Origin of the sequence: Herbaspirillum sp. DW155, assembly GCF_037076565.1 — a bacterium.
Classification (GTDB): domain Bacteria; phylum Pseudomonadota; class Gammaproteobacteria; order Burkholderiales; family Burkholderiaceae_D; genus Herbaspirillum.
Window position 1 is genome coordinate 4,873,551 of sequence record NZ_AP029028.1, and the last position, 13,189, is coordinate 4,886,739.

13 protein-coding genes are annotated in these 13,189 nt (G+C 63.6%); all 13 read left to right on the forward strand.

Going from position 1 to position 13,189, the window contains the following annotated elements; all coding sequences use genetic code 11:
* Window positions 1-26: 26 nt before the first annotated feature.
* Window positions 27-806 (forward strand): ABC transporter permease, encoded by a 780-nt coding sequence (locus AACH55_RS22225; protein WP_338716823.1) that lies wholly within the window; start codon window positions 27-29, stop codon window positions 804-806.
* A gap of 172 nt (window positions 807-978) precedes the next feature.
* A complete protein-coding gene (locus AACH55_RS22230) occupies window positions 979-2,529 on the forward strand; it encodes an ABC transporter ATP-binding protein (RefSeq protein WP_338716824.1) in 1,551 nt (516 codons plus the stop codon).
* Entirely contained in the window at window positions 2,522-3,616 is a 1,095-nt protein-coding gene (locus AACH55_RS22235; RefSeq protein WP_338716825.1) for an ABC transporter permease, read from the forward strand. The genes AACH55_RS22230 and AACH55_RS22235 overlap by 8 nt, the downstream gene beginning before the upstream one ends.
* Before the next feature lie 16 nt (window positions 3,617-3,632).
* Window positions 3,633-4,553, forward strand: a complete 921-nt coding sequence (locus AACH55_RS22240) for an ABC transporter permease (protein WP_338716826.1) — start codon at window positions 3,633-3,635, stop codon at window positions 4,551-4,553.
* A 98-nt stretch (window positions 4,554-4,651) separates the two neighbouring features.
* A complete protein-coding gene (locus AACH55_RS22245; protein WP_338716827.1) occupies window positions 4,652-5,791 on the forward strand; it encodes a BMP family ABC transporter substrate-binding protein in 1,140 nt (379 codons plus the stop codon).
* 298 nt (window positions 5,792-6,089) lie between these two features.
* Window positions 6,090-6,887: a septum site-determining protein MinC gene (gene minC, locus AACH55_RS22250; RefSeq protein WP_338716828.1), complete on the forward strand. Its 798-nt coding sequence runs from the start codon at window positions 6,090-6,092 to the stop codon at window positions 6,885-6,887.
* A gap of 72 nt (window positions 6,888-6,959) precedes the next feature.
* On the forward strand, window positions 6,960-7,775 hold the full coding sequence (gene minD / locus AACH55_RS22255) for a septum site-determining protein MinD (RefSeq protein WP_338716829.1): 816 nt from the start codon (window positions 6,960-6,962) through the stop codon (window positions 7,773-7,775).
* 1 nt (window position 7,776) lies between these two features.
* Entirely contained in the window at window positions 7,777-8,046 is a 270-nt protein-coding gene (minE, locus tag AACH55_RS22260; protein WP_006465131.1) for a cell division topological specificity factor MinE, read from the forward strand.
* A gap of 120 nt (window positions 8,047-8,166) precedes the next feature.
* Entirely contained in the window at window positions 8,167-8,904 is a 738-nt protein-coding gene (locus AACH55_RS22265; RefSeq protein WP_338716831.1) for a response regulator transcription factor, read from the forward strand.
* A 281-nt stretch (window positions 8,905-9,185) separates the two neighbouring features.
* The gene (gene hemA, locus AACH55_RS22270) at window positions 9,186-10,478 is read left to right on the forward strand and encodes a glutamyl-tRNA reductase (RefSeq protein WP_338716832.1); all 1,293 of its coding nucleotides are present in this window, start codon (window positions 9,186-9,188) and stop codon (window positions 10,476-10,478) included.
* A 95-nt stretch (window positions 10,479-10,573) separates the two neighbouring features.
* The gene (prfA, locus tag AACH55_RS22275; protein ID WP_338716833.1) at window positions 10,574-11,653 is read left to right on the forward strand and encodes a peptide chain release factor 1; all 1,080 of its coding nucleotides are present in this window, start codon (window positions 10,574-10,576) and stop codon (window positions 11,651-11,653) included.
* 196 nt (window positions 11,654-11,849) lie between these two features.
* Window positions 11,850-12,344: a disulfide bond formation protein B gene (locus tag AACH55_RS22280; protein WP_338716834.1), complete on the forward strand. Its 495-nt coding sequence runs from the start codon at window positions 11,850-11,852 to the stop codon at window positions 12,342-12,344.
* The gene (prmC, locus tag AACH55_RS22285) at window positions 12,344-13,177 is read left to right on the forward strand and encodes a peptide chain release factor N(5)-glutamine methyltransferase (protein ID WP_338716835.1); all 834 of its coding nucleotides are present in this window, start codon (window positions 12,344-12,346) and stop codon (window positions 13,175-13,177) included. The genes AACH55_RS22280 and prmC overlap by 1 nt, the downstream gene beginning before the upstream one ends.
* Window positions 13,178-13,189 lie beyond the last annotated feature (12 nt).

The following is a 13,189-nucleotide window of genomic DNA, read 5'->3' on the forward strand; positions in this document are numbered from 1 at the left end:
GCCCATCGCCCCGGCCAAGGATACTCATGAAAACTCCCTTCAACGGCAAACTCAACCGCGCCGCCACCACGCTGGCGCCCTGGTTCCTGCTGCTCGCCATCCTGGGCGTGTGGCAATTCATCTGCAGCGTGTGGCAGGTCTCGGACTTCATCTTTCCGAGCCCCGCGTCCATCCTGCAGGCCATGGTGGACTATGCCGGTCCGATCACCGAGCATGCCCTGTCGACCTTTTGGGTCACCATGGTGGGCTTTGCCATTGCCGTGGTGGTCGGTGTGACGCTGGGCTTCGTGATCGGTTCTTCACCCATGCTGTATGCCGCCGCCTATCCGCTCATGACGGCTTTCAATGCCTTGCCCAAGGCGGCTTTCGTGCCGGTGCTGGTGGTCTGGTTCGGTATCGGTGCAGGGCCGGCGATCCTGACGGCCTTCCTGATTTCCTTCTTCCCCATCATGGTCAACATCGCCACCGGCCTGGCCACGCTGGAGCCGGAACTGGAAGACGTACTGCGCGTGCTGGGCGCGCGCCGCATGGATATCCTGCTCAAGGTCGGCCTGCCGCGCTCCATGCCTTATTTCTTTGCCTCGCTCAAAGTCGCCATCACGCTGGCCTTCGTCGGCTCGACCGTCTCCGAGATGAACGCCTCCAATCAGGGCATCGGTTATCTGCTGGTGTCGGCCGGGTCGTCGATGAAGATGCCGCTGGCCTTTGCCGGACTGGTGGTGATCGGCGCCATGGCCATGGCGATGTACGAGCTGTTTGCCATCATCGAGAAGCGCACCACGGCCTGGGCGCATCGCGGAAAATGAGATAAATCGGACCTTTGCGCGGCGGAAGCGGCGCAAATCCCGGCAAAAGCGGTAGGCGGCGCGGCGCAATTTGTCTATGATGTCGCGCGTGCGAGCCGCAGGGGGCGCTCGCGGCGGCAGCAGGTACGCAGGCTGCGTTGCATTACGACATACATCACCACAGGGAAATCACGTGAGCGCAGTTCCACTCCGTCTTGAAATCAGCCATGTGCGCAAGGCCTATCCGGGCGTGCTGGCCAACGATGACGTCAGCCTGGCGGTGGCGCCCGGCGAGATCCACGCCGTACTCGGGGAGAACGGCGCGGGCAAGTCCACCCTGATGAAAATCATCTTCGGTGCGGTCAAGCCCGATGCCGGCGAACTGCGCTGGAACGGTGAGACGGTGCAGATCGCCAATCCGCAGGTGGCGCGCAAGCTGGGCATTGCGATGGTGTTCCAGCATTTCTCGCTGTTCGATACCCTCACCGTGACCGAGAACATCGCCTTAGGCCTGGACGCCAAAACCGATCTCAAGGAACTGGCCGAGCGCATCACCCGCACCGGCGAGAAATACGGTCTGGAGCTGGAACCGCAGCGCCACGTCCATACCTTGTCGGTGGGTGAGCGCCAGCGTGTGGAGATCGTGCGGGCGCTGCTGACCGAACCGCAATTGCTGATCCTGGATGAACCGACCTCGGTGCTGACCCCGCAGGCGGTGGAAAAACTCTTCGTGACCCTACGCCGCCTGGCCGACGAGGGCTGCAGCATTCTCTACATCAGCCACAAGCTCGACGAAATCCGCGCGCTGTGCCACAGCGCCACCGTCATGCGTGGTGGCCGCGTGACCGGCAACTGTGATCCGCGCAACGAAAGCAGTGCCAGCCTCTCGCGCATGATGATCGGTGACGAACTGGTGCGCCTGCAGCGCGAGCGCAATCCGGAATCGCTGCGCAATGAGCGCAAGCTGCACGTGAACCGGCTCTCGCTGCCCAAGGCACATCTGTTTGCCACCGAACTCAAGGACATCGAATGCGAGGTACGGGCCGGTGAGATCGTCGGTATCGCCGGGGTTTCGGGCAATGGCCAGCAGGAGCTGCTGGCGGCGCTCTCCGGCGAAGACCAGCGCGCCGCGCCCAACATGATCATGCTGGCCGGTAAGGCCGTGGGCGACCTCTCGCCCAATCCGCGCCGCGCGGCGGGCCTGGGCCTGGTGCCGGAAGAACGCCTGGGGCGCGGTGCCGTGCCTACGCTTTCGCTCACGGCCAACATGCTGCTGTCGCATCAGAAAGCGCCCTACGTAAAACGCGGCATGATCGATTTCGGTTTTACGCGGCGTGCTGCGGCATCCATCATCGAACGCTTCAAGGTCAAGGCGGCCGGACCGGATGCGCCGGCCAAGAGCCTCTCGGGCGGCAATCTGCAGAAATTCATCGTCGGCCGCGAAATGGAACGCAAGCCTGCGGTCTTCGTGGTGGCGCAGCCGACCTGGGGCGTGGACGTGGGCGCAGCCGCCCAGATCCACGGCGAAATCTTGAAACTGAAACAGGAAGGTTGTGCCGTGCTGGTGATCTCGGAAGAACTTGACGAATTATTCGCATTATGTGATCGCCTGCACGTCATCGCCAAGGGCCGCCTGTCGCCTTCGATCCCGATCGAGCAGGCCACCCGCGAGCAGGTCGGCGTGTGGATGAGCGGCTTGTGGGATGAAGCCAGGGCCACCGGTGCGGAGGTGCAGCATGGCTGAACGCTTGAGCTTCCCGCTGCGTCTGGAACTGCGCGCAGCGCCGTCCAAGACGATGACCTATCTTTCGCCGGTCATCGCCATCGTCGCCACGCTGTTCCTGGGCGCGCTGCTGTTCCTGGCGCTGGGCAAGGATCCGCTGGCCGGGCTGAAGGTGTTCCTGGTCGATCCCTTCAATGGCAAGCGCGCCATCAGTGAGCTGTTGCTCAAATCAGTGCCGCTGATCCTCTGCGCGTTGGGGCTGGCCGTGTGCTTCCGCGCCAGCATCTGGAACATCGGTGCCGAAGGGCAATTCACCATCGGCGCACTGTGCTCGGGGGCCATGCTGGTGTGGCTGGATGTGCCCGGCCACGCGATCTCCGGCGGCATGGGGCTGGTGCTCATGATCGTGGCCGGTGTGATCGGCGGTGCGCTGTGGGCGGCCATCACGGCGTTTCTGCGCGACCAGTTCAATGCCAATGAAATCCTGGTCTCGCTGATGCTGACCTATGTGGCGCAGTTGCTGCTGATGTGGGCCGTCAATGGTCCGCTGAAGGACCCCAACGGCATGAACTTCCCGCAGTCCAAGGTGTTCTCCGGCGAATTCATGCTGCCCATGCTGATGTCGGGCACGCGCCTGCATATCGGCTTTGCGGTGGCCATCGTGGCGGCCATCCTGATGGCGATCTTCATGATGCGCAGCCTGCGCGGCTTCTCGTTGATGGTCGGCGGCGTGGCCCCGCATGCGGCGCGCTATGCGGGCTTTTCGGCGCGTTCGGCCTTGTGGGTGTCGCTGCTGATCTCGGGGGCGTTTGCCGGACTGGCAGGCGCATTCGAAATCGCCGGGCCGATCGGCCAGTTGCTGCCTTCGGTGTCGCCGGGCTATGGTTTCGCGGCCATCATCGTCGCCTTCATCGGCCGCCTGCATCCGCTGGGCGCCATTCTGGGCGGACTGATCATGTCGCTGCTGTATCTGGGGGGTGAGCTGGCGCAGTCGCGCCTGGGGCTGCCTTCGGCAATCACCGGGGTATTCCAGGGCATGCTGCTGTTCCTGCTGCTGGCCTGCGATACCCTGATCGATTACCGTCTGGCGTGGAAAAAGAAAGTCTAAGGAATCAGGACAGGACATGGAACAACTCGCTCCTCTCATCGCCGCCTCCATCAACGCGGGCACACCCCTGTTGCTGGCCGCCATCGGGCTCTTGATCAATGAACGCTCGGGCGTGCTCAATCTGGGTGCCGAAGGCATGATGCTGGTGGCGGCCATCGCCGGCTTTGCGGTCGGCTATACCACCAAGAGTCCGCTGCTGGGCTTCGCTGCCGGCGCCGTGTGCGGCATGCTCATGGCCACGCTCTTTGCCTGGCTGGCGCTGCGCCTGGCCACCAACCAGGTCGCCACCGGGCTGGCGCTGTCCATCTTCGGTGCCGGCCTGTCGGCCTTCGTCGGCCAGCGCTTCGTCGGCCTGGCGCTGCCGGCGCAAGCGAATTCGATTCCGCTGCTGGGCGATATCCCCTTCCTTGGCAAGGCACTGTTCCATCAGCACTGGATGAGCTACGTGGCCTTCGCACTGTGCCTGGCCAGCATGTGGTTCCTGTATCGCACGCGCGCCGGACTGGTCTTGCGCGCAGTGGGCGAATCGCCGGAGTCGGCGCATGCGCTGGGCTATTCGGTGCGCGGCATCCGCTATCTGGCGCTGCTGTTCGGTGGCGCCTGCTGCGGCCTGGCCGGCGCCTACATGTCACTGGTCTATACCCCGATGTGGGTCGAGGGCCTGGTGGCCGGACGCGGCTGGATCGCACTGGCATTGACGGCCTTTGCCACCTGGCGTCCGGCACGGGTCTTGCTGGGGTCGCTGCTGTTTGGCGGTGTCACCATTGCGCAGTTCTACCTGCAGGGCATGGGCGTGACCATTCCTTCGCAGATTTTGTCGATGGCCCCGTATCTGGCCACCATCGTGGTGCTGGCACTGATCTCGCGCAACCCCGACTGGATCCGCCTGAACATGCCGGCCTCGCTGGGCAAGCCGTTCCGTCCGGGCGCTTCCTGAACTATTTATATTGTTTATATCGTTTAAATCGTTTATTCCGTTTATTCCGTTTTTGTAGCAGCACTTGCATTTATCCACTGACCTTGAGGGAGAACACAATGAAGATTTCGCGCAGGGCATCCTTGACGATGCTCGCCACCCTGGCCGCAGCAACCCTGATTGGTTGCGGCAAGAAGGAAGAGCCCGCTGCCGCCGCGCCCGCTGCTGCGCCGGCGGCCGCTGCACCGGCAGCCGATCCGCTGAAGGTCGCCTTCGTCTACATCGGCCCGGTGGGCGACGCCGGCTGGACCTTCGCGCATGACAAGGGCCGCAAGGCGGTCGAAGAGAAATTCGGCGACAAGGTGAAGACCACCTTCGTCGAAAACATTCCCGAATCCGCCGCGGACGCCGAGCGCGTGTTCCGCCAGCTGGCCACCGATGGCAACAAGCTGATCTTCGGCACCACCTTCGGTTACATGGAAGCCATGCTCAAGGTCGCCAAGGAATTCCCGGATGTGAAATTCGAACACGCCACCGGCTTCAAGACCGCCGACAATCTGGCGCAATACGACGTGCGCACCTATGAAGGCGCGTACCTGGCCGGCGTGGTCGCGGGCAAGATGAGCAAGTCCGGCAAGCTGGGCGTGGTGGCCTCGGTGCCGATTCCTGAAGTGATCCGCAACATCGACTCCTTCACCCTGGGTGCGCGTTCGGTCAATCCGAAGGCGACCACCGCCGTGGTATGGGTCAACAAGTGGTTCGATCCGGGCAAGGAACGTGAAGCCGCCACCACCCTGATCGGCCAGGGAGTGGATGTGCTGATGCAGAACACCGACTCCGCTGCCGTGGTACAGACCGCGCAGGAAAAGGGTGTCTATGCCTTCGGCTGGGACAGCGACATGACCAGCTTCGGCCCCAAGGCCCACCTGGCCGCCTCCATGATCAACTGGGGCGTGTATTACACCGCGCGCGTGCAAGCCGTGCTGGATGGCTCGTGGAAGAGCAGCACCAGCTGGATCGGCCTGAAGGAAAACGGCATCGACCTGGCCGCCTTCAATCCTGAACTGCCGGCCGACGTGAAGTCGCTGGTGGAAGAGCGCAAGAAGGGCATCGTCGACGGCTCGGCCCCGATCTGGAAGGGTCCGATCAAGGACAACACCGGCAAGGAAGTACTGGGCAAGGACGCCGTGGCCGATGACGGCTTCCTGCATGGCATCAAGTTCTACGTCGATGGCGTGGACGGCAAGGTTCCGGGCTGATTCCCGGCCTCTTCCCCGGCGCTGCTGTCGTGCGACCGGGGCAGGCATGATGAAGACCGCTGGCATCGCGAGGTGCCGGCGGTTTTTTTTGGCAATGTGCGCTCTTGCGGAGGCACTTTTCTGTCAGAAATCTTCACGACGGCAACTTTTGCCGAATCACCGGACAGTCTTGCCCGGCGCGCCGAAAACCCCCGCTCCACCGCTATCGCAGCCGCATCCAGCCTGTATAATGCACAGCCAAACCGGGTGGAAAGCATGCATTTTTCTTCACTTTCTGCCGCATTGAACTACAGGATTTATGCAAAAAGCGCGCAAACCGATCGAAATCAAGATTTCCACTGTAGTTGCCATTTCGGCAATCCTGCATGAAACCGATCCGACTTCGCTGGAACAAGCCCTGAAGGAAATGACCGGCGGCGTAGCCGATTTCTTCGAAGACGAATTCGCGGTGCTGGACATCGGCACCCTGGATGCGGCGGCCGCTGCGGCCATCGACTGGAGCGCCGTGGTGGCGCTGTTCAAGCGCTTCCGCTTGAATACGGTGGCCGTGCGCAATGCGCCGGAAGAATTGCATGGCGGCATCGTCGCCCAGGGCCTGGCCATCGACAACTCGGCCGTGGCCGGTGCCGGCACTGCCAACGCGCGTGCGCAAGAGGCGGCGGCCCAGGAAGCCGCACCAGCACCAACTCCGGTAGCCGCCCCGGTGGCACCGCCTGCTCCCGCTGCGCCCGCTCCGCAGTCCGCCCCAGCCCCGGCGGCCAACACCGTGGTCATCGACACCCCGGTGCGCGCCGGCCAGCGCATCTATGCGCGCGGGGCCGACCTGGTGGTGCTGGCCGTGGTCAACAACGGCGCCGAGCTGATCGCCGATGGCTGCATCCACGTCTACGCGCCGCTGCGTGGCCGCGCCCTGGCCGGAGCGTCGGGCAATACGACGGCGCGCATCTTCGCCGCTTCACTGGAAGCGGAACTGGTTTCCATTGCGGGGGTCTATCGGACCTTCGAGAACGGTCATGCTCCGGAGCTCGTCGGCAAGCAGGTGCAGGTGCGCCTGCAAGGCGAACGCATCGACGTGCTGCCCATGTCGGCGTCGTAAGACGCCGGCGTAAATCATATAAACGAATCCAGCCGGAACTGCCGGCGTACTGTTCTTCTTAAGGAGTTTTTCGTGGCAAAAATCATCGTTGTGACTTCGGGTAAGGGCGGCGTCGGCAAAACGACGTCCAGCGCCAGTTTCGCATCGGGCCTGGCCATGCGCGGCCACAAGACGGCCGTGATCGACTTCGACGTCGGTCTGCGCAACCTGGACCTGATCATGGGCTGCGAACGCCGCGTGGTCTACGACCTGATCAACGTGATCAACAAGGAAGCCACGCTGAACCAGGCCCTGATCAAGGATAAGCACTGCGACAACCTGTTCATCCTGCCGGCCTCGCAAACCCGCGACAAGGACGCCCTGACCGAAGAAGGCGTGGAGCGTGTATTGAACGACCTCGCCAAGATGGACTTCGAATACATCATCTGCGACTCCCCCGCCGGTATCGAACACGGTGCGGTGATGGCGCTGACCTTTGCCGACGAAGCCATCGTGGTGTCCAACCCGGAAGTGTCGTCGGTGCGTGACTCGGACCGCATCCTGGGCATCATCCAGGCCAAGTCGCGCCGCGCCTCCTCGGGCGGCGAGCCGGTCAAGGAACATCTGCTCATCACCCGTTATTCGCCCAAGCGCGTGGAAGACGGCGAGATGCTGTCCTATACCGATGTGCAGGAAATCCTGCGCATTCCCCTCATCGGCATCATCCCCGAATCGGAAACCGTGTTGCAGGCTTCCAACCAGGGCTCGCCGGCGATCCATATGAAGGATACCGACGTGGCCCAGGCCTACCAGGACGTGGTGTCGCGCTTCCTCGGCGAGACCGTCGAGCTGCGTTTCACCACCTATGAAAAGCCGGGCCTCCTGCAGCGCATCTTCGGAGGTAAGTGACATGTCCCTGCTTTCTTTCCTGTTCCCCAGCAAGCCCAAAAGTGCGGTGGCGGCGAAGGAGCGGCTGCAGATCATCATCGCCCGCGAGCGTTCCAACGGCCGCCAGGGTCCGGACTTCCTGCCGGCCCTGCACAAGGAACTCATCGAGGTCATCTCCAAGTACACCAAGGTCAATGCCGACGACATCAAGATCTCGCTGGACCGCCAGGGCAACCTGGAAGTGCTGGACGTGAACGTGGTGCTGCCCGACAGCGACGTGCCGGCAGCCTGAACGCGGCCACACGTCACAGACGAACAAAGGGCAGCTGCGGCTGCCCTTTTTGCCAATACGGTGCACCAGTGGGGGACGCTGCGCGTTGATCCCCCTTTACATCATTCCTGAACTGATGCGATGAAAATCGGGATCATTTCCAAAGACGCCGATACCGTGACCCTGGTCACGCAGCTGGCCGAGCGCCACGAATGCCAGGTCTACAGCGGCGTGGAGGGCTTTGCGGCCGCCTGCGCCGAGCGCGCCAATCTGGTCGTGCTGGACCTGGACGACCTGCAGCGCCATCAACATGCGGTCACCATGCTCGTGCAACAGCACCGTCCCCCGGCAGCAGCCAAGGCCCGGCCGGTGGTGTTGCTGCTGTGCACTCCGGCCCATCAGCACTGGCTGCGCAACCTGCGCATGGCGGGGGCGGACGATTTCCTGGTCAAGCCGGTCGAACGTCAAGAGCTGGCCTTGCGGCTGGATCTGCTGTTGCTGGCAGCGCAGCCCTATGAGGCACCGCCCAGCGTGGTCGAAGCCGGTGGTTTCATGGTCGACCTGGCGCGCCTGCGCATCACCCATCCCGAGCGCCCCGGCATGGATGCCACCCTGACCCGCAAGGAAGTCGAACTGGCCCTGCTGTTCATGCAGCACCTGGGGCGTCCGCTGTCGCGCGCCTTCCTGCAGGAGCGCATCTGGGGCGCCGAACCGGACACCCCCACCCGCACCATCGATACCCACGTCTCGCGTATCCGGACCAAGCTGGGCCTGCACCCCGGCAATGGCTACCAGCTGGCCACGGTCTATGGCTATGGCTACCAGCTGGAACGGCTGGAAGGAACGCAGGCGATGGAAGAGCTGCACGCACGGGAATAAAGACCCGGGCGGAAAAGACGCGCGCCCAGAAAACCGGAAAAGGTGTTGCCCCGGCGCACCTGTCATCTGCACCAAGCGTGATCCATATCAGGGACATCGACCGATTATCAGGACGCGCCGGACCGCAGATTGGGCAAAGAGTATAATTATTCCCATAACCGGGGCCGAATCTGTCTGATTTTGTTCGAATTGCGCTGCAATGATCGATTTCCATTCAGTTTCGCGGCCATAGAAGTGAATTTCCAGCTCATCGGCACTGCTGCCTTATAGTCGATTCCTCCATGCATTTGCTCGCCGTCGGACTCAACCACACTACCGCGCCGGTCTCGCTGCGCGAGAAAGTGGCTTTCCCTGCTGACCAGATCGGTCAGGCAGTGGCGTCCGCGCGCGCATGGTTCGGTGGGCACGACAAGGTGGTGGCTTCGGGCGAGGCCGCCATCCTCTCCACCTGCAACCGCACCGAGCTGTATGCCGCTGCCGCAGCGGGCCCGGATGGCGTGGAATTCGCCATCGACCGTACTGCGCAGTTCCTGGCCGAATATCACCGGATTCCCTACGCCGATCTGCGTCCCTATCTCTATTGGCTGCCGCAGGACAATGCCGTGCGCCATGCCTTCCGCGTCGCCTCCGGGCTGGACTCGATGGTGCTGGGCGAGCCGCAGATCCTGGGCCAGATGAAGGATGCGGTGCGTCAGGCCGATGCCGCCGGTGGCCTGGGCACTTATCTGCATCAACTGTTCCAGCGCACCTTCGCGGTAGCCAAGGAAGTGCGCAGCACCACGGAAATTGGCGCACACAGCGTCTCGATGGCTGCTGCTGCCGTGCGTCTGTCGCAGCGCATCTTCGATTCGGTCTCTGGCCAGAACGTGCTCTTCATCGGCGCGGGCGAGATGATCGAGCTGTGCGCCACCCACTTCGCGGCCCAGAATCCCAAGACCCTGACGGTGGCCAACCGCACCATGGAGCGTGGCGAAAACCTGGCCCATCGCTTCAGTGGCCGCGCCATCCGCCTGGCCGACCTGCCGGCGCAACTGGCCAGTTTCGACATCGTGGTTTCCTGTACCGCCTCGCAGCTGCCCATCATCGGCCTGGGGCTGGTCGAACGCGCGGTCAAGGCGCGCCGCCACAAACCCATCTTCATGGTCGACCTGGCCGTGCCGCGCGATATCGAGGCCGAAGTCGGGCGCCTGGATGACGTCTTCCTTTATACCGTGGACGATCTGGCCTCGGTGGTCCAGAGCGGCGTGGAAAACCGCCAGGCGGCGGTCGCCCAGGCCGAAGCCATCATCGAAACCCGGGTGCAATCCTTCATGCACTGGATCGACAGCCGCGCCATGGTGCCGCTGATCCAGGATCTGCAGGAAACCGGCGAGGCCCTGCGCCTGGCCGAATTGGAGCGCGCGCGCCGCATGCTGGCCAGGGGCGAGGATGTGGACGCGGTGCTCGATGCGCTCTCCAAGGGCCTGACCGCCAAGTTCCTGCACGGCCCGCAACAGGCCCTGCATCACGCCCAGGGTGAACAGCGCAGCCAGCTGGCCTCGCTGCTGCCGCAACTGTTCCGCGCCAAGCGTTAGCGTTTTCCTTTCCTGCCGGCCTGCCCTGGCCGGCCCTGCGCGCCGCTCCCCCGCGAGCTGCCGACGTCTCTCTTTTTTACCGGATTCGACCACCCATGAAACCCTCGATGCTCGCCAAACTGGACCAGCTCGCCGAACGGCTGGAAGAGCTCAACAGCCTGCTGGCCCAGGAAGATGCCACCGCCAGTATGGACAACTTCCGCAAGATGACCCGCGAGCATGCCGAACTGGGCCCCCTGGTGGCGCTGTACCACGACTATGTGCAGGCAAGTGAAGATATCCGCACCGCCGGCGAGCTGCTGTCGGACCCCGATATGAAGGTGTTCGCGCAGGAAGAAATCGATGCCGCCAGAGCCCGCATGGAGGCGCTGGAGCTGGATCTGCAGAAGATGCTGCTGCCCAAGGATCCCAATGATGAACGAAACATCTTTCTGGAAATCCGCGCCGGAACGGGAGGTGACGAATCGGCCCTGTTTGCCGGCGACCTGCTGCGCATGTACACGCGCTATGCCGAACGCCAGCGCTGGCAGGTGGAAATCGTCTCGGCCTCCGAATCGGAACTGGGCGGCTACAAGGAAGTGATTGCCCGCATCGCCGGCTTCGGGGCCTATTCACGCCTGAAGTTCGAATCCGGCGGCCACCGCGTGCAGCGCGTACCGGCCACCGAAACCCAGGGCCGCATCCACACCTCCGCCTGCACGGTGGCGGTGATGCCCGAGGCCGATGAAGTCGAGGACGTCGACATCAACCCGGCCGACCTGCGCATCGATACCTACCGCGCCTCCGGTGCCGGCGGCCAGCACATCAACAAGACCGATTCGGCCGTGCGCATCACCCACCTGCCCACCGGCATCGTGGTGGAATGCCAGGACGACCGCAGCCAGCACAAGAACAAGGCGCAGGCGATGAAAGTGCTGGCAGCCCGGATCAAGGACGTGCAATTGCGCGAACAGCAATCCAAAGAGGCGGCCACCCGCAAGTCGCTCATCGGCTCCGGCGACCGCAGCGAGCGCATCCGCACCTACAACTTCCCGCAGGGGCGCATGACCGACCACCGCATCAACCTGACGCTCTACAAGCTGGACTTCATCATGGATGGCGACCTGGATGAACTGACCAATGCTCTCATCACCGAGCACCAGGCCGAACTGCTGGCGCAACTGGGCGACGACTGAAACCGGGTGGAACCAAGCCGGGACGGCGGGTTCAGAGACGCTTTCCGGTCATTTGGCTGATTTGCCTGTGCGGCCAGCATGCACACAGGCAAGGACTTCTCTACAATCGCGGGATGGTGGAAAATCCGCATGCCCATTCGTATCGGCCAGCTCCTGGCCCCTCCGCCCCCATTAATGAATCACTGACTCCTCAACCATGAAATCATCCAAAGCGGTTTTCCTGCTGGTGGCGCTGGCCTGCGCCGCCCTGCTGGGCGTTGCCATGTACCTGCAGATCGTCGAAGAAATGCAGCCCTGCCCGCTGTGCATCATCCAGCGCTACATGTTCATGCTGATCGGCGTCTTCGCCCTGATCGGCGCGGTGATGCCCGAAGCTGCCCGCCGCGGCAGCGCCGGCCTGGGCCTGCTGGCCGCACTGGGCGGTGCTGGCACGGCCATCTGGCATCTGTACGTGAAGGCGCATCCGGGCGTGTCCTGCACCACCGATCCGCTGGAAACGGCACTGAACCAGCTGCCCACGGTCAAGCTGTGGCCGCAGATGTTCATGGCCGACGGTTTCTGCTCGGCCCCGTGGCCGCCCGTGTTCGGCCTGCAGATTCCCACCTGGTCGCTGATCTGGTTTGGCGTGCTGGCCGTGGTGCTGGCGGTGCAACTGTTCAAGCGCGCCCCGCGCACCACCCTCTGGAAGTGATGGAGCCGCTCTCCAGCTATGCCGGCTGCACGCTGGCCACCGTGCTGAAGACGGCGCCGCTGGACCCGCTGGAGAACCGCATCCTGCTCTGCCACGCGCTGCGCATGACGCGCGTGCAGCTGATCACCCAATCCGAACGCCGTCTCAGCTCCGAAGAATCGGCGCAGCTCACGGCCCTCTACGCCCGCCGCCTGCGCGGCGAACCGATTGCCTACATCATCGGCCAGCGCGAATTCTATGGACTGGACTTGCGCGTCACGCCGGACGTGCTGATCCCCCGCCCCGATACCGAGCTGCTGGTGGAGCTGGCCATGGAAAGATTGCCGCGGGGTGGCGCGCTGCTGGACATGGGCACCGGTTCTGGCGCCATTGCCATTGCCATCGCCCATACCCGCCCCGATGCGCAGATCACGGCGCTGGACGCCAGTGCTGCCGCCCTCGCCATCGCACGCGAGAATGCCGCGATCAATCAGGTGCGCGTGCAATTTCTGGAAAGCGACTGGTACGCCGCCCTGCCCCAGGACCAGCGCTTTGCCGTGATCGCGTCCAACCCGCCCTACATCGTCGCGGGCGACGTCCACCTGTCCCAGGGCGACCTGCGCTTCGAACCGGTCGATGCGCTGACCGACCATGCCGATGGCTTGAGCGACCTGCGCAGCATCATTGACGGAGCGCCGGCGCACCTGATGCCGGGCGGCTGGCTGCTGATGGAACATGGCTATGACCAGGCTGGCGCCGTACGGGCGCTGCTGGCCGGCACCGGTTTCCAGGAAGTCCGGAGCTGGCGCGACCTGGCCGGCATCGAGCGGGTCAGCGGCGGCCGCCTGGCCTGACGCGCTGCCCGG

Bases quoted from the DNA above. Each gene is read 5' to 3' on its own strand.
- prmC (WP_338716835.1), top strand. From the start codon at position 12,344: ATGGAGCCGCTCTCCAGCTATGCCGGCTGCACGCTGGCCACCGTGCTG.
- minC (WP_338716828.1), top strand. From the start codon at position 6,090: ATGCAAAAAGCGCGCAAACCGATCGAAATCAAGATTTCCACTGTAGTT.
- AACH55_RS22245 (WP_338716827.1), top strand. From the start codon at position 4,652: ATGAAGATTTCGCGCAGGGCATCCTTGACGATGCTCGCCACCCTGGCC.
- AACH55_RS22225 (WP_338716823.1), top strand. From the start codon at position 27: ATGAAAACTCCCTTCAACGGCAAACTCAACCGCGCCGCCACCACGCTG.
- AACH55_RS22265 (WP_338716831.1), top strand. From the start codon at position 8,167: ATGAAAATCGGGATCATTTCCAAAGACGCCGATACCGTGACCCTGGTC.
- AACH55_RS22235 (WP_338716825.1), top strand. From the start codon at position 2,522: ATGGCTGAACGCTTGAGCTTCCCGCTGCGTCTGGAACTGCGCGCAGCG.
- hemA (WP_338716832.1), top strand. From the start codon at position 9,186: ATGCATTTGCTCGCCGTCGGACTCAACCACACTACCGCGCCGGTCTCG.
- AACH55_RS22240 (WP_338716826.1), top strand. From the start codon at position 3,633: ATGGAACAACTCGCTCCTCTCATCGCCGCCTCCATCAACGCGGGCACA.
- AACH55_RS22280 (WP_338716834.1), top strand. From the start codon at position 11,850: ATGAAATCATCCAAAGCGGTTTTCCTGCTGGTGGCGCTGGCCTGCGCC.
- prfA (WP_338716833.1), top strand. From the start codon at position 10,574: ATGAAACCCTCGATGCTCGCCAAACTGGACCAGCTCGCCGAACGGCTG.
- minE (WP_006465131.1), top strand. From the start codon at position 7,777: ATGTCCCTGCTTTCTTTCCTGTTCCCCAGCAAGCCCAAAAGTGCGGTG.